General features: G+C 70.9%; 20 protein-coding genes, 1 tRNA gene and 1 pseudogene. 5 read left to right on the forward strand and 17 right to left on the reverse strand.

The window, feature by feature from the left end; translation table 11 throughout:
- Nucleotides 1–1,024 precede the first annotated feature (1,024 nt).
- Nucleotides 1,025–1,318: pseudogene (locus ACSIH6_RS32140) on the forward strand (WhiB family transcriptional regulator); the annotation flags it as partial.
- 453 nt (nt 1,319–1,771) lie between these two features.
- Nucleotides 1,772–2,416: a DUF1707 and DUF4870 domain-containing protein gene (locus ACSIH6_RS32145; protein ID WP_435112102.1), complete on the forward strand. Its 645-nt coding sequence runs from the start codon at nt 1,772–1,774 to the stop codon at nt 2,414–2,416.
- A gap of 308 nt (nt 2,417–2,724) precedes the next feature.
- Here ACSIH6_RS32145 and ACSIH6_RS32150 read toward each other — a convergent pair whose 3' ends face one another.
- Nucleotides 2,725–3,351, reverse strand: a complete 627-nt coding sequence (locus tag ACSIH6_RS32150; protein WP_435112103.1) for a hypothetical protein — start codon at nt 3,349–3,351, stop codon at nt 2,725–2,727.
- 406 nt (nt 3,352–3,757) lie between these two features.
- Between ACSIH6_RS32150 and ACSIH6_RS32155 the strand changes: the two genes are divergently transcribed.
- Nucleotides 3,758–4,282: a peptidylprolyl isomerase gene (locus tag ACSIH6_RS32155; RefSeq protein ID WP_435112104.1), complete on the forward strand. Its 525-nt coding sequence runs from the start codon at nt 3,758–3,760 to the stop codon at nt 4,280–4,282.
- Nucleotides 4,283–4,319: 37 nt separating this feature from the next.
- Complete coding sequence (locus tag ACSIH6_RS32160) at nt 4,320–5,240, forward strand: rhomboid family intramembrane serine protease (protein ID WP_435112105.1); 921 nt, start codon at nt 4,320–4,322, stop codon at nt 5,238–5,240.
- A gap of 247 nt (nt 5,241–5,487) precedes the next feature.
- Here ACSIH6_RS32160 and ACSIH6_RS32165 read toward each other — a convergent pair whose 3' ends face one another.
- From ACSIH6_RS32165 to ACSIH6_RS32200, 8 genes are all read right to left on the reverse strand, one after another.
- Nucleotides 5,488–5,742 (reverse strand): cell division protein CrgA, encoded by a 255-nt coding sequence (locus tag ACSIH6_RS32165; RefSeq protein WP_435112106.1) that lies wholly within the window; start codon nt 5,740–5,742, stop codon nt 5,488–5,490.
- A 222-nt stretch (nt 5,743–5,964) separates the two neighbouring features.
- Nucleotides 5,965–7,806 (reverse strand): Stk1 family PASTA domain-containing Ser/Thr kinase, encoded by a 1,842-nt coding sequence (pknB, locus tag ACSIH6_RS32170; protein ID WP_435112107.1) that lies wholly within the window; start codon nt 7,804–7,806, stop codon nt 5,965–5,967.
- 78 nt (nt 7,807–7,884) lie between these two features.
- Nucleotides 7,885–9,384 (reverse strand): serine/threonine-protein kinase, encoded by a 1,500-nt coding sequence (locus tag ACSIH6_RS32175; RefSeq protein ID WP_435112108.1) that lies wholly within the window; start codon nt 9,382–9,384, stop codon nt 7,885–7,887.
- Nucleotides 9,384–10,838, reverse strand: coding sequence for a peptidoglycan D,D-transpeptidase FtsI family protein (locus ACSIH6_RS32180; protein ID WP_435112109.1), 1,455 nt, complete (start codon nt 10,836–10,838; stop codon nt 9,384–9,386). Before ACSIH6_RS32180 ends, ACSIH6_RS32175 begins: the two co-directional genes overlap by 1 nt.
- Entirely contained in the window at nt 10,835–12,244 is a 1,410-nt protein-coding gene (locus ACSIH6_RS32185; protein WP_435112110.1) for an FtsW/RodA/SpoVE family cell cycle protein, read from the reverse strand. Before ACSIH6_RS32185 ends, ACSIH6_RS32180 begins: the two co-directional genes overlap by 4 nt.
- Before the next feature lie 6 nt (nt 12,245–12,250).
- Complete coding sequence (locus ACSIH6_RS32190; protein WP_435112111.1) at nt 12,251–13,600, reverse strand: Stp1/IreP family PP2C-type Ser/Thr phosphatase; 1,350 nt, start codon at nt 13,598–13,600, stop codon at nt 12,251–12,253.
- Nucleotides 13,597–14,103 carry an FHA domain-containing protein FhaB/FipA gene (locus ACSIH6_RS32195; RefSeq protein WP_435112121.1) on the reverse strand — a complete coding sequence of 169 codons (507 nt, stop codon included), beginning with the start codon at nt 14,101–14,103 and terminating at the stop codon, nt 13,597–13,599. Before ACSIH6_RS32195 ends, ACSIH6_RS32190 begins: the two co-directional genes overlap by 4 nt.
- 256 nt (nt 14,104–14,359) lie before the next feature.
- Nucleotides 14,360–15,127: an FHA domain-containing protein gene (locus ACSIH6_RS32200; RefSeq protein ID WP_435112112.1), complete on the reverse strand. Its 768-nt coding sequence runs from the start codon at nt 15,125–15,127 to the stop codon at nt 14,360–14,362.
- Nucleotides 15,128–15,358: 231 nt separating this feature from the next.
- On the opposite strand from ACSIH6_RS32200, the gene ACSIH6_RS32205 reads away from it, so the two are divergent.
- A tRNA-Leu gene (locus tag ACSIH6_RS32205) sits at nt 15,359–15,441 on the forward strand.
- 446 nt (nt 15,442–15,887) lie between these two features.
- Here ACSIH6_RS32205 and ACSIH6_RS32210 read toward each other — a convergent pair.
- The 8 genes from ACSIH6_RS32210 to ACSIH6_RS32245 all read right to left on the reverse strand — a co-directional run bounded on the left by ACSIH6_RS32210 (nt 15,888) and on the right by ACSIH6_RS32245 (nt 25,305).
- Entirely contained in the window at nt 15,888–16,631 is a 744-nt protein-coding gene (locus ACSIH6_RS32210; protein WP_435112113.1) for a cupin domain-containing protein, read from the reverse strand.
- Nucleotides 16,628–17,683 carry a DUF6807 domain-containing protein gene (locus ACSIH6_RS32215; RefSeq protein ID WP_435112114.1) on the reverse strand — a complete coding sequence of 352 codons (1,056 nt, stop codon included), beginning with the start codon at nt 17,681–17,683 and terminating at the stop codon, nt 16,628–16,630. The genes ACSIH6_RS32210 and ACSIH6_RS32215 overlap by 4 nt, the downstream gene beginning before the upstream one ends.
- 56 nt (nt 17,684–17,739) lie before the next feature.
- Complete coding sequence (locus ACSIH6_RS32220) at nt 17,740–19,626, reverse strand: ABC transporter substrate-binding protein (protein WP_435112122.1); 1,887 nt, start codon at nt 19,624–19,626, stop codon at nt 17,740–17,742.
- Nucleotides 19,627–19,691: 65 nt separating this feature from the next.
- Nucleotides 19,692–20,849, reverse strand: a complete 1,158-nt coding sequence (locus ACSIH6_RS32225; RefSeq protein WP_435112115.1) for an ABC transporter ATP-binding protein — start codon at nt 20,847–20,849, stop codon at nt 19,692–19,694.
- Entirely contained in the window at nt 20,839–21,924 is a 1,086-nt protein-coding gene (locus ACSIH6_RS32230) for an ABC transporter ATP-binding protein (protein WP_435112116.1), read from the reverse strand. The genes ACSIH6_RS32225 and ACSIH6_RS32230 overlap by 11 nt, the downstream gene beginning before the upstream one ends.
- A gap of 5 nt (nt 21,925–21,929) precedes the next feature.
- Nucleotides 21,930–23,108: an ABC transporter permease gene (locus ACSIH6_RS32235; RefSeq protein WP_435112117.1), complete on the reverse strand. Its 1,179-nt coding sequence runs from the start codon at nt 23,106–23,108 to the stop codon at nt 21,930–21,932.
- 3 nt (nt 23,109–23,111) lie between these two features.
- Entirely contained in the window at nt 23,112–24,113 is a 1,002-nt protein-coding gene (locus ACSIH6_RS32240; protein WP_435112118.1) for an ABC transporter permease, read from the reverse strand.
- A gap of 76 nt (nt 24,114–24,189) precedes the next feature.
- Nucleotides 24,190–25,305 carry a Gfo/Idh/MocA family protein gene (locus tag ACSIH6_RS32245; RefSeq protein WP_435112119.1) on the reverse strand — a complete coding sequence of 372 codons (1,116 nt, stop codon included), beginning with the start codon at nt 25,303–25,305 and terminating at the stop codon, nt 24,190–24,192.
- Nucleotides 25,306–25,458: the final 153 nt, after the last annotated feature.

Below are 25,458 nucleotides of genomic sequence, written 5' to 3' on the forward strand. Positions count from 1 at the left end.
AACAGGGGGTAACGGCGAGAAACGGCCGGGCGTGTTCACGCAGGTGATCGGGGCGAGCCCAGGTCCGGGGACCGCGCTCAAGCGATTTGCATACCGGAGGTCAGGGGTTCGACTCCCCTTGGCTCCACCCAGGAAAAGTGCAGACAGGCGTTGTGACGGGGACTCCCTACGGGGGGTCCCCGTTTCCTTTTGGGGCACTGTGCCGGCTGCGGACTGTGCGGTGGCAGAGCCCGTCACCTCGGGGCCTCTCCTGCGCTCTGGCCTTCCGCTCTCAGACCCGGGGGCGGTCACGCGGTGCGGTGCCTCCGGGCGCGGTCGAGCCCTCGTGGCGTCCCCCGCCGGAGGACCTTCCGCCCCTCCCGCGCGAGCTGTGCGGACCATGGAGGACATGTCGCGAAAAAGCGGAATGGGCGTTTCGTGTCGGCACGGAAAAGCTCTTCCTTCGCCGAAGTCCACGAAACTGACTTTGTTACTAATCGGTAGTTCCGGTTCGTCCCCCAAGGTAGAAAATGGGGGACGGGTGTGGCTCCACCGTGTGTACGACCGAGGAGTCCGTATAGCCCGTTCGGATGACATGGATGACGCAGAGTCCACTTCGCCCGGTCGCGTCCGGGTGCCCGGGCCCACCGGTCGGCCGCTATGAATCCGCAGGTCATCGCGCATGTAATGGAAAGTCGAGGTGGTGTCCTGGCGTCTTCGTGCATGAGGCTCGCTTCTACCATATGCAGTTACTCTGCGTGTGTGTATGATGACACTTCCCCTAAGTGCAATGGTCCTACTGGGCCATATGAGAAATAGGCCTCTTGGGGTCTGTTGGTGAACTGGGACGAACCGTAGTTTCGACACCAGCGACAACGAGGAAGACAGCGCGCCGAAACGATCGACCCCCGAAGGCGAGCCTGGCGGCCCCCGCCCGGCCTCGTACCACCGTCCTCGGATCGGTCCGCGTCTCCTCACCCGCCGACGGTCGCGCCGGTCGGCGGATTCCGATCACCACACATGCTGATCTTGGGAGTGGGGCAACATGTGGAATGAGAAGATGGCGGCCCGTGCCAAATGCCGCGAGATCGACCCGGACGCGCTGTTCGTGCAGGGCGCTGCGCAGAACCGCGCCAAACTGATCTGCCGGGGCTGCCCGGTCCGGACGCAGTGCCTGGCAGAGGCGTTGGACGGCCGTATCGAGTTCGGTGTCTGGGGAGGCATGACCGAACGCGAGCGCCGCGCCCTGCTGCGCCGACGCAAGGACGTCACCAACTGGCACGAACTGCTCACCAGCGCCGAGCGCCAGTACGAGCGGGAGCAGACCGAGCAGGACCCCTCGACCGTTCCGACCCCGGTCGCGGCCCCGGCCCTGACCTCGTCCTCCGACCCGAACCCGACTTCGGTCACCGCTCCGGCTCCGGTTCCGTCCGCGGTCGCGGCCGCGGAATCGACCAGGGCCATCGCACCGGTCTCGACCCGGATCCCCGCCGCCGTCGCCGCTCGGTGACAACGGGCTTCCGGGGAGGGGAGCCCCGGCAGTCCGGCAGTCGGTGACTCCGAGTCCCGGCAACCCGGCGTCCTGACAAGCTGGAGTCCTGACAGCCCGGCGTCCTGAGAGCCGGAAACCCAGCAGACGAAAGTCGATGCGGTCTCCACCGAAAGGGGGAGGTCCGGATCAGGGGAGGATCAGGGACGGCCCCGATAGCCGTAGCCGTTCCTATGGCGCATCATGAGGGGAGTACGGCCGATCCGTGCCGTACTCCCGTCGCCGTTGGGAGTGGGAGTGGCTGTGCAGGACCCTCAGTATCCGGCGAGGCGCCCCTGGGAACCGCAAGCCAGGCCGCAGATCCGCCTCACCGACGCCGAACGCGACGCCGCGATCACGGTTCTCCAGGAGGCCTTCGGGCGCGGCCAGCTCGACGAGGAGGAACTCGACGAGCGCACCGACAGGGCCATGCGGGCCAAGTTCGGGGCCGACCTGGTCCCCCTCACCGAGGACCTGGGCGTCACCCCCGCGGGAACGCCCCAGGCAGCGGCCACCGGCCCGTTCGGTCTGTTCACCGGTCAGGGCGGCCGCCAGAGGACGGACTCACGTGAGCCCCTGCCGAGCACCTCGGCCGAACGGGTCGTGGCCGCGGTCGGGCACGCGGGGAACTACTTCCTCCCCGTCATCGCCCCCCTGGTGCTCCTCCTCGTGAGCGACCGGCTCTCGCCCTACGTGCGGCGCCAGGCCATGGAGTCGCTCAACTTCCAGCTCTTCTGTGTCATCGCCGGGCTCACGAGCCTGGCCCTCTTCTGGCTCGTCGCGCCCCTGCTGGTGACGCTGGCGGTCGCCCTGGGCTGGGCGATCCTCCCGGCCATCGCCAGTATCTCCAGCCTCCTGGGCAACAACTGGCGCTATCCCCTGACCATCCGCGTCCTCAAGGGCTCCTGAGGGCCCGGCCGGAGTCGGGGCGGGGTGCCCCGAGGGAAGCCGCCTCCGGACACCCCGGAGCCGTGCACGGTGGGACCGCACGGACATCCCAGGACCGCGCACGGCGGGGCCGCGCCGTCGCGCGTGGAGCCGGGGCGCGGCGGTTCTCGAACACGCCGCCTCCGGATACACCCCTCGACAGACTCCCCGACACGACGAAGCCGGGACGGAGGGATCCGTCCCGGCGGGGAGGGAGGGTAGCCAGTCCGGGGGCGGGGTCTCCCCCGCACGGCACGGCTGTCCGTCTCTCGTCGCTCCTGCGAGCAGCCCTAGTGTCCGGGCTTGCCGTTCTCCTTGGCACGGTCCTCGCCCGCGGCGGTGCGAACGGTCTCCTTGGTCTTGTTCTTGGCGGTCTTGGCCGCCTTGGCGGTCTCCTCCGCGGCCTCCGTGGCCTTGTCCGCCGTCGCGGAGGCCCGCTCCTCCAGGTTCTCCCGCGTCTCGCGGACCTGGTCGCGTGCCTGGTCCAGGTGCTCCTGCCACTCGGCGTCCTGGGACGCCTGGCGCATACGGACCAGCGAGTACACGACGATGCCGCCGACCACGGCGGCGCCGCCGATCAGAACTCCCCGGGGGATCCGGCGGTTGCCCCGCCGAAGCCGCATCAGCCCGCGACGACCCGGGTTCGGGTCCACACGGTGGGCGGCCGCGGTGAGCACCTCGGCGACCCGCGGTGCCACGGTGTCCTCCACGCGCAGCGCGGCGTTCTCCAGCCGGGGTGCGGTCCAGCCGCGCGCCTGGAGGAGCTTCAGAGCGGCCTGGTCGCGTGCCTGGTCGGCATACGGGCCAAGCCGGTCGGCCTGTTCCCGGGCCTTTTCCCGGGCCATGCCCTGTAGGCGAGCGAGGCTCGCCTCAGTCTCTTTCTTGCGTGCCTTGAGTCGCTTGGAAGTGATAGGCACGTCGTCAGCTCCTTCGGTCGTTCACCGGTTCTACGGTCTCCACCCGGTGAGGCCGACGCTCGACGCCACACGGATGGTTTCCCCGTCGTCCTTACCCGTTACCCGGGTGTTATCTCAACATACGTCCTCTCCGTGTGTGATCTTCGTTTCGACACCGCCCGAGGGTTTTTCTCCTGTCCGCCCGCCGCGAACGGCGGGCCCAGGAGGAGGGAGGAGCGCCCTGCGGAACCGAGAGGGCACCCACGGTGAAAGAAGGTCCGTCCCGCCGTGGACGGAGCCCCGGCCGCGGCGGGTGGATGAGCGGCGAGCTGCCCGCACACCGCGGAACCGCGGCGGATCCAGGGTGAGCCCGGGGGACGGACGGGTAACGTGAGCACGTAAACGAAGTCGATCGAAAGGCACGTAGGTGTCGGACTCCACGGTTCAGCCCACCGCGCGGCTGAACACCTCCAAGGGAACCATCGTCATCAGGCTGTTCGAGAAGGAGGCTCCGGAGACGGTCGCCAACTTCATCGGCCTGGCCGAGGGCTCGAAGCAGTGGGTGGACCCCACCACGGGCAAGCCCTCCAGCAATAGCCTGTACAAGGGCACGATCTTCCACCGCGTCATCGACGGTTTCATGATCCAGGGCGGTGACCCGCTCGGCACCGGCCGCGGTGGCCCCGGCTACACCTTCAAGGACGAGATCCACCCGAACCTGCGCTTCGACCGCCCGTTCCTGCTGGCCATGGCCAACGCGGGTCCCGGCACCAACGGTTCGCAGTTCTTCGTCACCGTGGACAAGCCGTACTGGCTCGACGGCCGCCACACCATCTTCGGTGAGGTCGTCGAGGGGGACGACGTGGTCACCGCGATCTCCCAGGTCAAGACCGACTCCCAGGACCGTCCCACCGACGACGTGGTGATCAACAGCGTCGAGATCACCCGATAGCGGTGACGGCGCCCCGGCTCCGAGGAGGAACCCGCCCATGACCGCATCCCCACCGCCGTCCGGAGCGGCTCCGGAGCCGGAGCGCCCGGCTCCGCGTACCTGTTACCGCCACCCCGACAGGGAGACGGGGGTCAGTTGCAGCAGGTGCGAGCGGCCGATCTGCCCGGACTGCATGGTCGAGGCGTCCGTGGGCTTCCAGTGCCCCGGCTGCGTCTCGGAGGGGAACCGCGGGGTGCGTCGGGCCAGGACCACCTTCGGAGGCAGGGCCGTCGCCAAGCCGTACGTCACCTGGACGATCCTCGGCATGATGGTGGCCGGGTTCCTCGCCCAGCTGGGTACGTCCACCCCGATCGGGCAGGCGGGCGCCTCGCCACTGGTCTGGGAGTTCGCCATGCTCGGCGTCGGCCGGGTCGAGGACGGAACCCTGCTCGGGGTGCTTCCGGGCGAGTGGTACCGGCTCCTCACGGCCGCGTTCCTGCACGGCAGCATCTTCCACCTGCTGTTCAACGGGTACGCCATGTACCTGCTGGGAACGCAGCTGGAGCGCTGGCTGGGACACGTCCGCTTCCTGACCCTGTGGGTGCTCGGCGCGCTCGCGGGATCGGTGCTCAGCCTCCTGGCGGAGCCCAACCAGTTCTCGGTCGGCGCCTCCGGAGCGATCTTCGCCCTGTTCGGGGCGGTGCTCGTCATCGGCAGGCGCCTGCGCCTGGACCTGCGCATGATCGGCGTCCTGCTGGCGGTCAACCTCGTGCTGACCTTCGTGGTCCCCAACATCTCGTGGACCGCGCACATCGGCGGACTGGTCGCCGGGCTCGTGCTCGGCGCCGTGTTCGCCTACCTGCCCGGAAAGTCCGCCGGGAACCGGGCCCGCACGGTCACGCACGTCCTGCTGGCGGCGGCGTTCGCCGCCCTGCTCGTGGCCCTGGTGACCGCTGCGCCGCTGATCATCCTCGGCTGACGGGGGAGGGGGCGGGGCCCCGGAGGAGACTTCCTCCGGGGCCCCTGCCGTTCACGGACACCCTTGCGCGACCCCCGGTCCACGCCGTGTGCGGGCATGCCGAAGAGAGCTACCCACAGCCTGTGGATAACCCTGTGGAAAACCCGTGTCGTTGCTGTTCACCGGGGTGCGGACATGCCTCTGGAGGAGAGCACCCGGAGGAGGACCCGCGGTCGTCGCCGGGCGATCCGACCGCCCGGCCGAGGGGTCAGTGCCAGCGCGTGGACAGGATGACGGCCACGATGATGCCGCTGAAGCCGATCAGCAGGTTCCAGTTCTGCCAGTCCTGCATGTAGGGGATCTGGCTGCCCGCGATGTAGTAGACGGCGATCCACAGGATGCCCAGCGTGAAGGAGCCGAGCATGGCCGGTGCCAGCCAGCGCGGACTGACCTTGGGCTTCTCCTTCGAAGGAGGCGGCGTGTAGACGGCCTTCTTCTTGCGATCGCTGCGGGACTTGGGCACGGTCGCTGCTCCAGTACGTGGGGCGGGTTCCTGAACGAGAACACAGTCTACGCCCCGGGGGGAGCCCCCGTCACCGGCGGGACGTACCGGATCCGCGTCAGGTTCCGGGGACGCCGGGCCGGGCCCCTCCGCGGCGCCCGTCCCTCCGCGTCACCCGCCCGCACACGGCGGCGGGCCGCCCCGTGCTGTCGCACGGAACGGCCCGCCGTCACGTCCGCCTCCTCAGTCCCTGCGCATGGACGGGAACTCGAAGCCGTCGTCACCGCCGGGAGGGCTCTCGCCACCGTTCTCACCGCCGGGAGGGGTCTCCCCGCCCTCACCCGGAGGGGACTCGCCGCCGTCGTCACCGCCGGGCGGCGGCTCCTGCGTGGCCGGTTCGGTCGCGAGCACGACGTTCACCGTGCTCCCGGGCGCCACGCTCTGCCCCGACCCCGGGTCCTGCCGGATGACCGTGCCGACCGGGCCCTCCGTGCTCGGCTCCTCGGAGAAGGAGGCGCTCAGGTCCCTCTGCGCCAGCGCCGACTCCGCGCCATCGCGGGTCATGCCGACCAGGTCGGGCACCTGCACCTCGTTGGGGCCCGAGGAGATCAGCAGCGTGATGTCGGTGTCCGGCGCGACCGACTCCCCGGCGGCCGGGTCGGTGCCGATCGCCTGGCCCTCGGGCACGCTGTCGTCCGCCCTCTGCTCGGAGGTGACGTTCTCGAAGCCCGCGTCGTTCAGCGTGCCGGTCGCGTCGGACTCGGACTGGCCCTCCACGGACGGGATCTCCATGGCGTCCGGGCCGCTGGAGACGTGCAGGACGATCTCCTCGTCCACCGGGACCTCGTCGCCGGCGGGCGGGTCGGTCTCGATGACCTGTCCCTCCTCGACGTCCTCGCTCGCCTGCTGCTCCTGGGTGACGCTGTCGAAGCCCGCCTCGCTGAGGGAAGCCTGGGCCTCCGCGACGGTGGACCCTGCCACGTCCGGCACCGTGGCGGTCGGCGTCTCGGGATCCCCTTGTCCCAGGTTCATCAGCACGAACACCAGCACCAGGGAGGCGATCACGCCGACGCCCAGCAGGACCCACAGCGCGGTCTTGCCGCCGCGGTTCTTCTCGCGGTCGTCGTAGCGGTCGTCGTAGTCGTCGTCGTAATCGTCGTAGTCGTCGTACCGGTCGGCGGGCGCGGGCGGCATCGCCGTCGTGGCACCGGCGGCGGCCATGGCCATGGTGCCCGCCTGGGTGGGCATCCCCGCCAGGCCGCGCTGGATGTCCGCGCGCATCTCGGCCGCGTTCTGGTACCGCTCCTCGCGGTTCTTGGTCATCGCCCGGAGGGTGACGTCCTCCAGCCAGTGGGGGATCTGGGGGTCGATCTCGCTCGGCGGGACCGGCTCCTCGCGCACGTGCTGGTAGGCGATCGAGACGGGCGAGTCGCCCGTGAACGGCGGACGGCCGGTGAGCAGCTCGTAGAGCACGCAGCCCGTGGAGTAGATGTCGCTGCGCGGGTCCACCCGCTCGCCGCGCGCCTGCTCCGGGGACAGGTACTGGGCGGTGCCGATGACCTGGGAGGCCTGCGTCATCGTCGCCTGGTTGTCGTCCATGGACCGGGCGATGCCGAAGTCCATCACCTTGACGTCGGCGCCACGGGTCAGCATCACGTTCGCGGGCTTGATGTCGCGGTGGACGATCCCGTTGTCGTGGCTGTACTCCAGCGCCTTGAGGATGCCGTCGACCAGCTCCGCCGAGCGCTCCGGCAGGAGGCGCCGGTCGTCGTCCAGCAGCTCCTTCAGGGTCCGCCCGTCCACGTACTCCATGACGATGTAGGGGATGGACACCCCGTCGATCATGTCCTCGCCGGTGTCGTACACCGCGATGATGGCCGGGTGGTTCAGGGAGGCGGCGGACTGCGCCTCCCGTCTGAACCTGGCCTGGAAGATGTGGTCCCGGGCCATGTCGTGTCGGAGGGTCTTGATGGCGACGAGCCGGTCGAGACGCAGGTCGCGTGCGCGGTAGACCTCGGCCATGCCGCCGCGCCCGACGATGGTGTCGAGCTCGTAGCGTCCGCCGAGGAGCCGGGGCTGGGACATGTCGTGTAGTGATCCTCGTGTCTTCCGGAGGCCGCCCGCGGGCCGCCGCCTACCCTGAACGTCTCTCGCTCACGGTTTCTAGTCTGCGTTCACTCCGCCGTTTTCTCCGCCGCCAGCTTCCCCGCCATCGTCACCGCCACCGCCGCCGTTGCCCGGGGGAGTTTCCTCGCCCCCTGGCGGTCCCGGGGTGCCGTTGTCGGGCGGAGGGCTCTGGCCGCCCCCGGAGTCGTCGTCCTCACCGTCCTCGGGAGCGTCGCTCTCCTCGGCGCCCTCCTCCGGGGAGGGGCTCGGGCTCTCCACCGGGTCCTGCGGCTCCGTGTTCCAGCCGGTGTCGCCCTCCGGGGCCACGGGGACGTCCGCCGGGGCGGTCTCCTCGGGCTCCTCGGTCTCCTCCGGTGAGGAAGAAGGGGTAGCCGCAGGAGGGTCGACGGTGTCGCGCACGTTACCCACCTCGGACCTCCCGTTGGACAGGAATCCGGCCACCACCGCGGCCGCGATGATGATCGCCGCGGCCGCGGCCGCGAGGATCACGGGCACGCTGACGCGGCGGCGCCGCTCCGGTGCCCCGGCCAGCCTAGCCGACGCGTCCTCCTGACCGGTGACGGTGGTCGGCTGACCTCCGGTCCGGTACGTCATCGCACCCGAACCGGGTCCGGTCACCGCTCCCACCACCGCGGTCTGGGCCATGCCCTGGAACCCGGTGGAGGGCGTGGGCGGACCGGTTCCGGCGTTGGAGCGGATCACCGCGGCCGTGTGCGCGACCTCGCTGGCCGACGCGGGCCGGTCCTCGGGCTCCTTCAGCAGCAGGGAGGACACCAGGTGGTCGACGTCCGCGGGCACGTCGTCGGGCAGTTCCGGCGGCTCCTCGCGGGTGTGCGCGAGGGCGAGCGCCACCGGGGTGTCGCCGGTGAACGGCGGTGTTCCGGCCAGGCACTCGTAGGCCACCACGCCGAGGGCGTACAGGTCCGAGGAGGAGGTCGCGGGCCTGCCCGAGGCCTGCTCGGGGGAGATGTACTGGGCGGTACCCATGACCATGCCGGTCTGGGTGAGGGTGACCGACATGTCGCCGCGGGCGATGCCGAAGTCGGTCAACTTGAGTTGGCCGTCCGGGGTGACCAGCAGGTTGCCCGGCTTGATGTCGCGGTGCACCACGCCGCGCGCGTGCGCGGCGGCCAGGGCCTTGGCCGCCTGGTACACGAAGTCCAGGGTCTGGTCCGCGCTGAGGTGGCCCCGCTCGCGCAGGACCTGGGAGAGCGGTTCGCCGACCACGAGTTCCATGATCAGGAAGGCGCGGCCGTTCTCCTCGCCGTAGTCGTAGACCTGGGCGATCCCGGGGTGGGAGAGGCCGGCGGTGATCCGGCCCTCGGTGCGGAACCGCTCCCTGGCCGTCGGCTCGGCCATCTGGGAGGGGTGCAGCAGTTTGACCGCCACGGGCCGGTTGAGCAGGGTGTCGGTGGCCTTCCAGACCGTACCCATGCCACCGGAGCCCACCTGCTCCTCCAGGCGGTAACGGTCGCTCAGAACGGTCCCGGTGAGGTCACCGGGACCGTTCTGGGAAGACGGTTCGTAGGCGCTCACTACTGAACCACTGCCTCCATCATCTGACGGGCGATCGGGGCGGCGATCTCGCCGCCGCTGCTGCCGCCGTACTCGACCACGACCGCGACCGCGATCTGCGGGTCGTCAGCCGGGGCGAAGCCGATGAACCAGTTGTGGGTGGGGCTGTCCGGGCCGGTCTCGGCGGTACCGGTCTTGCCCGCGACCTCCATACCGGAGATGGCCGCGTTGGTGCCCGAGCCGCCCGGCCCGGTGACCAGGGTCATCATCTCGGTGAGGTCCTCGGCCGTGCTGGCGCTGACCGCCTGCGAGTAGCTCTCCGGGCTGGTCTGGGTGACCACGGACAGGTCCGAGTCGCGCACGGTGTCCACCGCGTAGGGCTTCATGACCTCACCCGAGTTGGCCACGCCCGCGGCGACCATCGCCATCTGGAGCGGGGTCGCCTGCACGTTGGACTGACCGATGCCGGCGCGGCCCAGGATGTTGCGGTCGGTCTCCACCGGGGCGCTGCTCGGGATCACCGACAGCGGGACGTTCAGCTCCTCCTCGCGGTTGAACCCGAACGCGGTGGCCTGCTCCGACAGGGCCTCGCCGCCCATCTCGATCGCCCAGTTGGCCATCGAGGTGTTGCAGGAGATCTGGATCGAGTGCGCCAGGGTGTCGGGCTGGCCGCCGTTGCAGGTCCCGCCCGGGGTGGCGTTGGGCAGTGTCCCGCCCAGCTCCAGCACGTCGGGCGCCTCCTGGGTGCTCTCCGGAGTGGCCTCCATGTGCTCCATGGCCGCCGCGGCGGTCACCACCTTGAACGTCGATCCCGGCGGGTAGAACTCGTGTAGGGCCCGGTTGAGCAGCGGCTTGCGCGGGTCGGCCTCCAGCTCCGTGTAGTTGGCCACGGCCGCCTCGGTGTCGGTGATGCTGACGACCTCGTTGGCGTCGTAGGACGGGTAGGACACCGCGCCCAGGATCGCCCCCGTGCTGGGGTCGAGCGCCACGGCCGCGCCGTTCTTGTCGCCCAGGTTCTGGAAGCCCTCGTGGGCCGCCTGCTGCACCTCCGGGTCCAGGGTGAGCTGGACCTGGGCGCCCTCGGGCTCGCGGCCGGTGATGATGTCGCGGAAGTTGCGCACCGCCAGCCGGTCGTCGGTGCCGTCGAGCAGCGAGTTCTCGGCGAGTTCGATGCCCGAGGCGCCGTAGGTGCGGAAGGAGCCGACGATCGGCGTGTACAGTCCGCCGCCCTCGTACATGCGCTGGTACTCGGGGGACTGGCCCTCGTCGGCGATGTTCTCCGAGTAGGCCACGTTGTCGTCCGCGACCAGGATGGGGCCGCGGGCCTCGCTGAGCCGTTCGGTGAACTGGCGCCGGTTGAGCGGGTCCTCCTTGATCGCCGCCGCCTGGAAGCCCTGGAGCCAGGTGACGTTGGCCATCAGGATCAGGATCAGGAGGAAGGCGAAGATGCTGAGTCTGCGGATCGGTGTGTTCATCGTCGGATCACCTGTGTCGCGCCCTCGTCCTGGATGGCCTGCGGTGCGGGGCGCCGGGCGTTGTCACTGATGCGGAGCAGGATCCCCATCATGATCCAGTTCGCCATCAGCGCGGAACCGCCCGCCGCCATGAAGGGCGTGGTCGAGCCGGTCAGCGGGATCACCCGGGTCAGGCCGCCCAGGACGATGAAGACCTGGTACGCCAGAAGGAAGGCGACACCGCTGGCCAGCAGCTTGTTGAACGCTCCGGTGGCCGCGAGCGCCATGCGCATGCCGCGTTCCACCAGCAGGCCGAGCACCATGAGGATGGCGAGCAGGCCGGTCAGGCCCAGCTCCTCGCCGATCGTGGCGAGGATGAGGTCGCTGTCGGCGGCGAAGGTGCTGTACAGCTCCCCCGCGCCGAGGCCGGTGCCGAAGAGGCCGCCGTAGGCCATGGCCACCAGCCCCTGCACCAGCTGCGCGCTGCCGCCGACCGCGTCGTAGACCTCCTGGTCGAAGGCGTTGAACCAGATGTTGACGCGGGCCTGGACGTGCCAGAAGAGCAGGTAGGCCACGAACGCCCCGCCGACGAACAGGACCAGGCCGATGGTCACCCACGAGGAGCGCTGGGTGGCCACGTACAGCATCGCCAGGAACGTGCCGAAGAGCAGCAGCGAGGTGCCCAGGTCGCGCAGGAGCACCAGCATGCCGATGGCCAGCACCCAGCCGACCAGGATCGGCGCCAGGTCGCGTGCCCGGGGCAGTTCGATGAGGGTGAAGCGGCCGACCTTGATCGGCTTGCCGACGATCTGGAGGACCTGGCGTTTGCTCATCAGATAGGACGCCAGGAAGATCACCAGGGCGATCTTGGCGAACTCCGACGGCTGCATGGTGAACGGCCCGATGCCGATCCACAGCCGTGCGCCGTACACCTCCTGGCCCAGGCCGGGGATGATCGGCAGGGCGAGCAGGACGATCGCGACCAGGCCGCTGACGTAGGTGTAGCGCTGGAGGACGCGGGGGTCCTTGAGGAAGATGATGATGAGGAAGCACAGGACCAGGCCGACCGCGGTCCACATCAGCTGCGAGCCGACCCCGGCGCGCTCGATGTCCTCGGCCTCGCCCGCCTGGATCCGCCAGATCATCGCCACGCCGACCCCGTTGAGGAACAGCGTGCAGGGCAGGATCAGCGGGTCGGCGTAGGGCGCCACGAAGCGCATCGCCACGTGCGCGGCGGCCGACAGGGCGGCGAAGGTCAGGCCCACCGTCCACATCGCGGCGGGGACCTGGCCGTTGAGGTTGACGCCCGCGATCGCGATGCCCGCCATGGTGATGACGATGGCGAAGAGGATGAGGACCAGCTCGGCGTTGCGCCTCTTGACGGGCGGCAGCGCGGTCGGCGCCTCGGGTTCGGAAGCCTTACTCACGTGGGCTCACCCGGACCCTTCCTCGGTCCGGGTCCCGGCCGCGCCCTCGCCCAGCACGTCGACGCTCGCGCGGGCGTCGTCCAGGCTCTCCGCGGGCAGGGTGTTCTCCACCGAGCCGCGGTCGGCCTCCGAGAGCGAGTCCAGGGTGATCTCGGTCCCCTCCACCTCCTCCGACAGGCTGAAGCCCGCGATGTCGGTGTTGATGCCCTGGTAGATGCTGACGGTGTCCCCCGAGGGGGAGGGACCCACGTAGTACTGGCTGTTCACGTACCGGCTGCCGAAGTAGTACGTGGCCCCCGCGACGACGGCGACCACGACCAGGAACACGAGCACCATCGGCCACCAGCGCCTGGAGCGGTACTCGGGTTCCGGACGGCCCCGCCGGTCGGCCGGCGGGGCCTCGTAGTCGTCGTACTCGCCGTTGTAGGGCTCCTGGTAGGCGCCGCCCGCGGCGTAGGCGTCCGGTCCGGGCTCGTCCCGGACGGGGTCCATCTCGGCGGTGTCGCCGGAGCCCCCGCGCAGTTCCTGCGCTCGTCTGGCGGGTGTGTCGTTGCCCTGGTCGACGTTCTCGCGGCGCTGGTCGGCGGCGCCGACCACCTGGGAGGCGTGGGTGGGCCCCTCGCTGTCGGTCTCGGCCTCGATGACGTCGGCGACGACCGCGGTGATGTTGTCCGGGCCGCCTCCGCGGATGGCAAGCTCGATGAGCTTCTTGGCCGCGCCGCGCGGGTCGGCCTCGGTGGCGAGGGTCTCGTGGATGGTCTTCTTGCTGACCACGCCGGAGAGCCCGTCGGAGCAGAGCAGGTAGCGGTCGCCCGCCTTGGCCTCGCTGATGGAGATGTCGGGGTCGACCGGGCTCTTGCCGTCCAGGGCGCGCAGGATGAGGGACCGCTGCGGGTGGGTGGCGACCTCCTCCTCGGTGATCTTGCCCTCGTCCACCAGGGTCTGCACCAGGGTGTGGTCGTGGGTGATCTGCTCGAAGCGGGGGCCGCGCATGAGGTAGGCGCGGGAGTCACCGATGTGGATGAGCGCCACCCGCGGGCCGGCCCAGAGCATGGCCGTCAGGGTGGTGCCCATGTTCTCCAGCTGGGGCTCCTCCAAGATCCTGCGCGACAGGGAGGCGTTGGCCTGCTCGACGGCGCGCTGGAGCACCTCGGCCATCTCGTCGGACCGGGGCGGCTCGGAGTCGAGGCGGCGGATCGAGGAGATCGCGATGGAGCTGGCCACCTCACCGCCCGCGTAACCGCCCATGCCGTCGGCGACCGCGAGGAGGTTCTGGCCGGCGTAGCCGGAGTCTTCGTTGCCTTCGCGGAGGCATCCTACGTCGGAGTACGCCGCGTATCGGAGAGCGATTGTCATTTGCGCAGTTCCAGGACGGTTTTGCCGATACGGATGGGCTGTCCCACCGTGATGGGCTGGGGGCGGTTCAGCTTCTGCTGGCCGAGGTAGGTGCCGTTCGTCGAGTTCAGGTCCTCCACGAACCAGCGGCCGTTGTCGGAGTAGACGCGCGCGTGGCGGCCGGACGCGTAGTCGTCGGTGATGACGAGCGTGGAGTCCGGGGCGCGTCCGATGAGGATGGGCTGCGAGGCGAGGTCGACGCTGGTGCCCTTGAGCGACCCCTGGGTGACGACCAGGGCCGTGGGCTCGTTCCGGCGCGCGCGGGGCGGCCGGGCGGGCTGCGCCGAGGAGTACGACGGGGAGGGGTCCCGGTCCCGGCGCGGCGCCGCCGGGCGCGTTTTCCTCCGGGGCTTCTTGTTGGAGCCGAAGAGATCCGTGCGGATCACACCGATCGCGGTGAGGACGAACAGCCAAAGCCCCGCGAGATACACGATCTTGATCAGTATGAGGGTCAAGTTGGACATCGAACTGCTCTTCAGCCCCTGTCGTGCTTCGGCCGGGATGGCGGTCATCTGCGCCGCCACCATGTCTGCCCACCTTCGGGTCGGTGAGTCTCGAGGTCGCTGGACGCGGCCTGCGGCCGCGGCCATTGTGCCCGATCGGTCGGGTCTTCGCGGAGACTACCCTCCCGGCCGGATATCTGACAGCGGGCCTGAGCCCGGCCCGCCCCTTGTCAGACGCCCGCGGAACCGCGTTGGTTTTCGGATCCGCCGCCGGGCGTCAGTCGCGGCGGAACGTCATGGTGGTGCGGCCGAGGCTGATCCTGCTGCCGTCCACCAGGCGGGCCTGCCTGACCTGCTGTCCGTTGACGAAGGTCCCGTTCGTCGACCCCTTGTCCACCAGGATGGCCTCGTCGCCGTCCAGCCGGATCTCCACGTGGTGACGGGAGACGCCGTTGTCGACCAGGCGCAGGTCGCAGTCGGTGCCGCGGCCCAACAGGGTGACCGGGGTGGTCAGCTCGAAGGACTGCTGCATCCCGTGGCTGGCGATGGCGCCCTCGGCGGCGGCGCCGCCGGGGGAGATCAGCAGACGCGGACGTCCGGTCTGCTGCTGGCCCCCACTCGGGCCGGGGTCGCCGACCGGCTGACGGACCTCGCCGTCCTTGCCGACCATGGTGCCGCGCACGACGCCGGAGCGGATGCGGAAGCGGCCGGTCTTGAGGCCTTCGTCGGACCTGAAGTGAACGCGGACCGGCCCGACGAAGGAGTAGCCCTGCTCCGTCGCGTAGTCGCGCGCCAGCTTGGACAGCTCCTGCCCCAGGCTGTCGGCGTAGACTTCGAGGCGCTCTTTGTCGCTGGCGGCCAGTTCGACGATGAAGTCGTTCGGAACCAGGGTGCGGCCTTGGGCGACGATCGCCGCACGCTCGTCCATCTCACGCTGGACGGCGCTCGCCACCTCGACCGGTTGGAGCTCGGACTTGAAGGCCATCGCGAAGGTGCCTTCGATCATGCCCTCAAGCCTGCGCTCGAAGCGTTGGAGCACTCCCACGAGGTACCTCCCTTTTGTACTCCACTTCGTATGTGTAGACGATCGTAACCGGGCCAAGGTGCCCCTGGTTTCAGGCGCACCCTCGGGACCGCCGTCTGAGGGCCGCGAACCGGTGGTCCGAAACGCGTGTGCGACCCACCTTCAGACCGTGCTAGCCTTATCCATGTCGCCAGGGAGAAACGGACGAAAAGCCCGGTTCACCTGGCAACACAACTGAATGGCATGTCACTCGGGCGGGTGGCGGAACGGTAGACGCGCACGGTTCAGGTCCGTGTGTCCGAAAGGATGTGAGGGTTCAAATCCCTCCTCGCCCACGTTGCGCGGGTTGCTGCTCGCCGACCTTCGGTCGGCTCGCGGCAGCCCGCGGTTTCTTTTTCGGGGGACGACCCCCGTGCCCCCGACTGGCGCGGGTTGCTGCTTGTCGGCCTTCGGTCGGCTCGCGGCAGCCCGCGGTTTCTTTTTCGGGGGACGACCCCCGTGCCCCCGACTGGCGCGGGTTGCTGCTCGCTGGCCTCTGGCTAGCTCGCGGCAGCCCGCGATGTGTTTTTCGGGGGACGAACCTTTCGTACCCCCGGTGGGGTCAGGATACCCGGTGAGGGCCACGTGACGGCTTCGCCGGGTTCTCGCTTTCCTGGTCCCTGCCCAGGTCCCGGTCCTGTGTCCGGAACCGAAGCACGCCACGGACCGGAACCGGGCGGCATCCCCGCCCGATCCCGGTCCCGGTACCCGTGTCGTCAGCTCCGGTTCTCCCGTCCCCTCCTCAGTCGGCCCTCCTCGCCCCGTCGAGGTCCCACACCCGCAGGTGCCCGCACATACCGTTGCGCAGCGGCCCGGGAGGGGAGTCGGCGGTGTAGACGGCCGAGCCGGCGAGGTGTTCCCCGTCACCCCGGCCCAGTGCCTCCAGGTGCCGCACGGTGGTCCGCGCCTGGTGGACCGGTCCCCTGTCGACGTGGTGGTGCCAACCGGCGGCCCGGTCCCGGACCAGCTCCGTGGCGGCCCGGTACAGCCCCTTCAGCGCGTCCGGCCCCTCCCGCTCCACCCGTTCCCTCAGCTCCAGGTAGCCCTCCACGGCGAGGTCCCGGCGCTCCCGCGCCGCGCGCTCGGCCGAGGTGACGGCCCGGGGCAGCACGGTGGCCCGGCGGTAGGCGTCCGGATCGACCAGGACCCCGCCCGGGTAGGTGAGCACGGCGTCGCCCGACTCCGGCAGACCGGCGTTCTGCATGACCACCAGGATCTCCAGGTCGCCGCTGTCGTTGACCAGCCGGTGCACGGTCCCCGGCGTGAACCACAGCAGGCTGCCGGGCCGCAGCGGGGTCCGCTGGAACCCCGCGCCGCTCAGGGTCTCCAGCACGCCCTCGCCCCGGAGCACCACGTACCCCTCCGCCGAGGCGGTGTGCAGGTGGGGCGAGCCCCCCGCGCGACCGTCGACGGCGGGCCAGTCGTAGACCCGCAGGTGGGAGACGGCGGTGCCGCCGGGGAACCCGGGGACGCGCGGGGCGTTCATCGCACCTCCCCGCCGGAGTCCCCGCCCGTGCCGCCGTCGGCGCCCGCCTCAGCACCCGGGACAGGGCCGGGGGCGGCGCGCTCGGAGGCCGCGTCCGCCAGTTCGCCCAGGCCGAGGTCGGCCAGGGTCCTGGCCCCCTCCGCGCCCCGGTCCCCGTCGGCGACGACGACCGCGTACCGGTAGGCGAGGGAGCCCCCCGCGGGGACGGTCACCACCTCGTCGAAGAAGGGTGCCGGGCACACGCAGGCGAAGATCCCGCTGCGCACGAACCACTTCACGGGGTGGCCGGGGTTGTCGGGGGCGTCCACGAACGTCAGCGTCGACGCCCCGTCCGTGCCGTCGTGGCGGCCGGTGAAGGCCAGCCAGGGCGACCGCGTTCCCATGAGGTCGTCGTCGCCCTCCCTCCCCTCCGTGTAGGCGCGGCCCCCGCTGAAGGAGCGGGGCCCGCGCCAGAACAGGCCTCCGTACCCGGCGTTGGGCCGTCCCTCCGTGGTGGGGCTGCCGAAGGGGACCTCCTCCTCCGTCAGGTTGGTGAAGGAGGTCGTGAACACCATCGTCCAGGCCCCCCGGCCGGGGGCCGCGGTGAACCGCAGCCCCCGGCGCTCGGAGAACCAGGTCTCGCCCTGCTCGGTCACCCACTCCAGTCGTTCTCCGATCGAGACCCGTTCCGGTGAGGCCTCGATCCGATCGAAGGATCGGTGCTCTGTCGAGCCGTCGTTGGCGAGCTGCCGGTACCCCGTGTCCCGGAGGTAGGTCGGGCCGCCCCAGAAGTTGGCCGGTCCGACGTTGGGCAGGGACCACGCGATCCCCTTGTGCCACACGTGGTCGTGCGGCCGGTACAGGCTGACGGTGTCCCCGCCCAGGGTGCGGATCGGGTGGAGGTAGGGGCGCGGCGACTCCAGCTGCACGTCCCAGGGCCGGTACACGTAGCGGACGAGTTCGCTCCCGTCGTGGGTCAGGCGCAGCGAGCGCCCCTGATCGTGGACCAGCCCCAGGCCGCTCCCGGCGGGCTCTCCGCCGCCTGCCGTGGTCGCCGTGGTGTTCGCGGACATGTCCTTACCCTTCTGTCGCCTCTGTCGCCGTGGGGGAGGGGGGAGGGCCGCGGCCGTCACTCCTCGATGAAGTACTGCTCGGGGTTGGTCGGCCCGGGGTCGTTGTAGTTACCGGAGGAGGGCATCGACTCGGGCACGTTGTGGAAGTGGTCCGCGACGATCCCGTAGCCGGTCGGGCTCAGGCTGACGCCCATCGCGTAGAACCGCTCCTGGGAGACCGCCAGGAACTCGCGCATCAGCTCCTCGCGGGCCTCGGGGTCGGGCTCGGCCTGGACGGCGTCGTACATCTCCAGGTGCTCGCGCACGTCGGCGGGCGGCTCCTGGGAGCGCGGGTCCTCGCCGTCGGAGACGTACCACTGGGCCCACGGGATGGCGAAGTTGGACTCCCCGCTCTGGGTGGGCGCGTACCAGCGGGGGTCGTACATCGCGTCCATCATGCCGTTGTCGCCCGACCACACGTTGGCGTCGTGCTCGTTGTTCTCCCGGCGGGTCTGCCACAGCGAGCGGTCCTCGGTGCTGAGCTCCACGTCGATGTCCAGCTCCTGCCAGAAGCCGACGACCATCTCCATCGAGTCCACGATGTCGGGGCGGAAGTCCGTGGGCACCGACAGCGTGAAGCGCACCGTCTCGCCGCGCGGGCTCGTGCGGAAGCCGTCGGAGTCGCGCCCGTCGTAGCCCGCCTCGTCGAGGAGCTCGTTGGCCAGGTCGAGGTCGTACTCGGTGTACTGCTTGGCCAGCTCCTCGTTGTGGAAGGGGCTGTCCTCGCGGGGAGCGCCCTGCCAGGGCTCACCCTGCTCGCGGTAGACGACGTCGATGATGTCCTGACGGTTGATGGCGTGTGAGAGCGCCACCCGGAAGTCGCGGTCGTTGAAGGTCTCGCGCAGCTCCTCGTCCTCGTGGGTGAGGTTGAGGGAGATCATCGCGGTGTTCATCTCCGCGGGCCGCAGCTCGAAGAAGTCGTAGCCGCCCGACTCGCGCGCCTCGGCCAGAGTGGGCCTGTTCTCCAGGGTGTTGAAGTGCCGCGAGTGCATGTCGAACTCGCCGTTGAGCGCCCTGACCAGCATGACCTCCTCGTCCGGGAGGATGTCGAAGACGACCCGGTCGATGTAGGGGAGCTGGTTGCCCTCGGTGTCGACCTTCCAGTAGTAGGGGTTGCGCTCCAGCACCATCCGCCCGGAGTCGGCCAGCGGCTCCACGACCTGCCACGGGTACATGGTGGGGATGTCGGGGTTCTGCCAGTACTGGGCGCTGTTGATCACCCCGGCCTTGTCCTCGAACATCTCGACCCAGCCGGCGTACCCCTCCTCCTCGGCCAGCTCGTCGGCGTCGGGGTTGTACTCGATGTGGAACCGCTCCAGGTAGTGCTTGGGCTTGGTCACCACCTGGTACTGGAGGAGGTCGTATCCGGCCCACAGGGCGTCGGGCTCGTCGAAGGTGATGGTGAGGGTCTGATCGTCGACCTTCTCGGCGGTGCCGGGATTGGCGGCCGCGACCGGCGTCAGCGCCTCGTTGTTGTAGATGTCGTTGAAGGCGAACACGACGTCGTCGGAGGTGAACGGCTCGCCGTCGGACCAGCGCAGGCCCGCGCGCAGGGTGAAGGTCAGCTCGGTGGCGTCCTCGTTGTACTCCCAGGACTCGGCGAGGTTGGGGATCACCTCCTGCCACTCGGGGTCCCAGCGGGTGAGGTTCTCGTAGCCCACGGTCCTGCCGAGCCAGGGCCAGTCGCCCACGCCGAGGATGGCGGTGTTCCACTCGCCGCCGTACACGCCGACGCGGTCGTGGGGCTCCACCACCAGCGGATCGTCGGGCAGCCGCTCCTCCAGCGGGGGCAGGTCGCCCGACTCCACGAGGGCGGCGAGCATCGGCGCCTCGCCGGTGCCCTCCACCCGTTCGCCCTCCTCGACCTCGGGGTCGAGGGAGAGGAAGGTGCATCCGGCGGTCATCACGACCGCCGCCGCTCCCGCGGCGGCGCCCAGCCACCGCCTCCCGCCGTCTGCTGTCCGTCGTCTCATGAGTCCTTCTCCTGCCTCGTGGGGGGTTCCCGCGTCGCGCGGGCCGGGGGACCGGTGGTCGTGGTGCCGGGCGCGGAGTCCGCGGTGATCCCGGCCAGGTCGAGCTCCTCGGCGTGGTGGCACGCCACCGTGCGGCCCGACGTGACGGTGCGCGGCGCGGGGTCCTCTGCGGCGCACAGGTCGGTGGCGTACCCGCACCGGGGGTGGAAGGGGCATCCGGACGGCGGCCGCGAGGGGTCGGGCACCTCGCCGGTGAGCCGGACGCGCTCGCGGGTGCCGCGCAGCCGCGGGTCGGGGATGGGCACGGCGGAGATCAGCGCCTCGGTGTAGGGGTGCCGCGGCCGCCGGAACAGCTCGTCGGTGGGCGCCACCTCCACGATCCGGCCGAGGTACATGACCGCGACCCGGTCGCACACGTGCTCGACCACCGACAGGTCGTGCGAGACGAACAGGTAGGTCAGGCCCAGGTCGTCCTGGAGGTTCTGGAGGAGGTTGAGGATCTGCGAGCGCACGGAGGTGTCCAGGGCGCTGACCGCCTCGTCGGCCACGACCAGGCGCGGACCCGGGACCAGGGCGCGGGCGATGGCCGCCCGCTGGCGCTGGCCCCCGGAGAACGCGTGCGGGTAGCGGCGCAGGTGGTCGGGGTGCAGCCCCACCCGCTCCATGGCCTCGCGCACGCGCGCCTCCAACTCCTGCCCGCGCAGCCCCAGCAGCATCCGCAGGGGCTCCCCCACGATGTCGCGCAGGGTCATCCGGGGGTTGAGGGAGGACTGCGGGTCCTGGAAGACCATCCGCACCTCGCGCCGGTAGACGGCGGTGTCGTCGCCGGACAGCGCCAGGGCCTCCAGGACGCGGCCGTCGGAGGCGCGGTAGCGGATCCGCCCGGTGGCCTCCGGACGGGCCCGCATGATGCTCGAACCCAGGGTGGTCTTGCCGCACCCGGACTCCCCGACCAGACCGAGGGTCTCGCCCGGGTACACGTCCAGGTCCACCCCGGCCACGGCCCGCACGTGGCGGGGGCCGCGCCGGGAGCGCCCGCGCACGGGGTAGTCCACCCGCAGGTCGCGGATGCTCAGGACGGGTTCGGCCGCGGGCGCGGACGCGGGTCCGTGCGGCGCGGGATCCGGCGGTCCGGCCGGTGTCTCAGTCGGCATCGACGGTCTCCTTGCCGGTCGGTTCGGCGCCCGCGCCGCCGGGAGGCGGGGTGCCCCCCTCCAGGAGGCAGCGCACCCGGCGGCCGGGCCCGGGGGCGGTGACCGGGGGGACGGTGGTGTCGCACAGTCCCTCCACGGCCTCGGGGCACCGGGTGCGGAACACGCAGCCGGTGGGCTGCCTCCCGGGGTCGGGGATGGCGCCCCGGATGGTGGGCAGGCGGTGCGAGCGGGCCGCGCCGATCCGGGGGACCGCCTCCAGCAGGGCGCGGGTGTAGGGGTGGCGGGGGTCGTGGAAGATCTCGTCCACCGGCCCCTGCTCGACCACCGTGCCCAGGTACATGACGGCGACCTCGTCGGCGATCTCGGCGACCACGCCCATGTCGTGGGTGATGAAGAGCAGGCCCATACCGGTGTCGCGGCGCAGATCGGCGAACAGGTCGAGGATCTGGGCCTGGGTGGTCACGTCCAGCGCGGTGGTGGGCTCGTCGGCGATGAGCACGCGCGGCCCGCACGCCAGGGCCATCGCGATCATGACCCGCTGCCGCATTCCGCCGGAGAGCTGGAAGGGGTAGGAGTCCACGACGCGCCCGGCGCCGGGGACCCGCACGCGTTCGAGCAGGTCCACGGAGCGTTCGCGGGCCTCCCGGCGGGACACGCGGTGGTGCACGCGCAGGGACTCGCCGATCTGGTTGCCGACGGTGTGCACCAGGGACAGCGAGGACATGGGTTCCTGGAAGACCATGGCCACCTCGCGGCCGCGCACCGCGCGGATCTCCCTGCCGGTGGGGCGCAGGGCGGCCAGGTCCAGGGGCTCCCCGCCCTCTCCTTCCGGGTGCAGCAGGATCCTGCCGCCCACCACCTCGCCGGGCGGCTCCACCAGTCGCAGCACCGAGCGGGCCATGGCGCTCTTGCCGCAGCCGCTCTCGCCGACCACGCACAGCGTGCTGCCACGGCGGACCGCCAGGTCCACCCCGTCCACGGCGCGCACCACGGTGTCGTCGGTGGTGAAGTGGGTCCGAAGGTCCTGGATGTCCAGGACGACGTCGTCGCGGGTCTGGGCCGTCACGGCGGCCACCTCCCTCACCTGTACGGGTCGGCGGCGTCGCGGACGCCGTCGCCGACGAAGTTGAGCACCAGCACCGCCACAGTCACCGCGGCCCCGGGCAGCAGCAGCCAGGGGGCGCCCGCGATCGAGTGGATGTTCTGCGCCTCCTGGAGGAGGACGCCCCAGCTCACGACCGGTGGTTGCAGACCCAGGCCCAGGAAGGACAGCGAGGTCTCGGCCAGGATCATGAACGGCACGGCCAGGGTCAGCGAGGCGATGATGTGGCTGGTGAAGGACGGCAGCATGTGGCGGGCGATGACCCGTCCGGTGCCGCAGCCGTCCAGTCGGGCGGCCGTCACGAAGTCCTCCTGGCGCAGCGACAGGAACCGGCCGCGCACCACGCGCGCCAGATCGGTCCAGCCGATGAGCGACAGGAGCACGGTGATGGCGACGTAGGTCTGCACCGACCCCCACTCGCGGGGGACGGCGGCGGACAGGCCCATCCACAGCGGGATCGTGGGGATGGACATCAGGAACTCGATGACGCGCTGGATGGCGTTGTCGACGCGTCCGCCGAGGTAGCCGGACAGGCCGCCGAGCACGAGGCCCAAGGCGAAGGACAGCGCGACCCCGGCCAGGCCGATGGACATCGACACCCGGGTGCCGTAGACGATCCGGGAGGCCATGTCGCGGCCGTTGCGGTCGGCGCCCAGGAAGTACACGTTCTGGTCGGGGTCGCTGGCGCCGATCAGGTGGATGTCCGAGGGGATCAGGCCCCACATCTCGTAGGGCTCGCCACGCACGAACAGGCCGACGGGGATCTTCACGGACTCGTCGACGGTGTAGGTGTTGGCGAGCGTCTCGGGGTCGCGCTCCACCCGGTAGCCGTACACGTACATGCCCAGGTCGAAGCCGTCGGAGGTGTCCACGACGCGCAGCGCCTGCGGCGGGGCGTAGGTGCGCTCGGCGTTGTAGGCGTCCGGTGTGCTGGGCGCGACGAACTCGGAGAACACCGACACCAGGACCAGCGCACACAGCACGAGCGCGCCGGCGACGGCCAGCTTGTTGCGGCGGAAGCGCCGCCAGACGAGCACGCGCTGGGGCGCCTCTCCCCGCGGGTCCGCGGCGGCCGGGGGCTCGGTCGCCCCGGGTCCGGCGGCGGTAGCGCCTCGGGGCTCCTCGGGGGGCGGGGGGCGGTCGGGCAGGGCTGCCATGGGTCACACCCTCTCGACGTGGTGGTGGCGGATGCGCGGGTCCCACCAGGCCAGCAGCAGGTCGGACAGCAGGGTGCCGACGACCGTCAGCACGCCGAGGACGAGGATGAAGCTCCCGGCCAGGTACATGTCCTGGTTGCGCAGGGCCTCCACCAGCAGTGGTCCGGTCGTCTCCAGGCTCAGCACGATGGAGACCATCACCTCGCCGCCCACGAGCGTGGGCAGGATCCAGCCGATGGTGCTGATGAAGGGGCTGAGCGCCATGCGCACGGGGTACTTGAGGATGACCCGCCACTCGGGCAGGCCCTTTGCGCGGGCCGTGGTGACGTAGGGCTTGCGCAGCTCGTCCAGGAGGTTGGCGCGCAGCACGCGTACGAGCGCCGCCGTGCCCGCGGTGCCGATGATGAGCACCGGTATCCACAGGTTGGACACCACGTCCAGGACCTTGCCCAGGTTCCAGGCGGCGTCGGCGTACTCGCGCGAGACGATGCCGCCCACGCTCTGGCCGAAGTAGCGGAAGGACACCCAGGCGAAGATCAGCGCGAGCATGAAGTTCGGCGTGGCCAGGCCGACGAACCCGACGAAGGTCACCGCGTAGTCGCCCGGCGAGTACTGGCGGACCGCCGAGTACACCCCGATCGGGAAGGCGACCGCCCAGCTCAGCAGGAGGGTGACCAGGGCCAGGGCCAGGGTGAGGCCGATTCGGTCCCACATCAGGTCGGCCACCTCGCGGTGGTACTGGAAGGACTGGCCGAAGTCGCCCTCCAGGACGATCCCGGAGATCCAGTTCCAGTACTGGACGAGGAAGGGGTCGTTGAGCCCGTACCTCTCCTCCAGGGCGCGGATCTGGGCGCTGTCCACGCCCTGCCCCTGCGCGGACAGCTCGGCGATGTAGGCGGTGAGGAAGTCGCCCGGGGGGAGCTGGATGACCAGGAACGCGACCAGCGAGATCGCCAGCAGGGTCGGGACCATGTACAGCACGCGGCGGATCACGTAGCGGCGCACGGCGTCCCCCTCGGCGCGGGCGACGGGCGGGGGCCGTCCGGGCGGCCCCCGGGACCGCGCGCCGGCGGGCGCGGCCTCACCACCGGACCGCACCGCCGTCCATGCGCGCGTGGAACGGCGACTCCGGCCCCAGGTCGGCGGGGGTGACGGGCCGCCCCTCGAAGGCGGAGGAGTAGACCCCCGCGACCAGGCGCATCGTCCGCAGCGACTCGGCGGAGGACACGGGCGGGGCGGTGCCCTCGCGCAGCGCCTCCAGCACCCGGGCGATCTGCGCGCGGTGCCCGCTGTCGGTGCCGTGCTCCCCCGCCTCCCAGGCGGCCGTGACCTCCTCCTCGAACCCCGGGGCCGGGGTGATCCGCCAGTTCCCGTCGCCGTAGCCGTAGAGGTGGACCAGCTCGACGGTCGCCCGCTCGAAGTCGATCCGGATCCGGCTCTCCTCCTGCGGGGAGACCAGGCTGTTGACCACGCTGGCCACCGCACCGTTGGCGAAGTCCACCCGGGCCAGGGAGACGTCCTCGGTCTCGACGTCGCGCGCCTGGCGGCGGGCGACCGCCGACACCTCCGTCCACGGGCCCAGCAGGAAGAGCAGCAGGTCCATCTGGTGGATGCCGTGCCCCATGGTCGGGCCGCCGCCCTCGGTCTCCCACCTGCCGCGCCACGGCACGTCGAAGTACTCCTGGGGCCGGAACCACGTCGTGTGGCAGGCCGCCACCAGGGGCCGCCCCAGCACACCGACCTCCGACAGCGCCCGCACCCGGCGGGCGCCCGAGCCGAAGCGGTGCTGGAACACCGTGGCCATCCACGGCCCGCGCCCGCCCCCCTCGGCCGCCGCCATCTTCTCCGCCTCGGCCAGGCTCAGTGCCGGCGGCTTCTCCACCAGCACGGAGGCGCCAGCGCCCAGGCAGGCCTCCACCTGGGACCGGTGCAGGCCTGGCGGTGTGCACACGTGCACCAGTTCCGGACGCTCCCGGTCCAGCATCGCGGTCAGGTCGGTGTACCCGGCCGGGACCGCGAAGCGGGAGCGGAACACGTCCAGGGCGCGGGTGTCGACGTCGACGGCGGCGACGACCGCGGCCCGGTCCGGCAGGGACAGCAGCGCTTCCGCGTGGAAGCGGGCGATGTTCCCGGTTCCCACGAGCGCGACGCGGACCGGGCCCGTGGGCGGACCGGCCGTCGGGGAGGGGGTGCTCATGTGTGGTTGTCTCCTCTGTCAGTGGGGGGTACGGGGGTGGAGGAGTGCTCCGTCGGAGCCAGGGTGGTAAGCGCTTGCTCAGTGGGCCTGGGCGTGGGCGTGGGCGGGGGGGGGGGGGGGGGGGGGGGGACCCCCCCCCAACACCCGACGCAT

Origin of the sequence: Nocardiopsis synnemataformans (assembly GCF_965343085.1) — a bacterium.
GTDB classification, from domain to species: domain Bacteria; phylum Actinomycetota; class Actinomycetes; order Streptosporangiales; family Streptosporangiaceae; genus Nocardiopsis; species Nocardiopsis alborubida.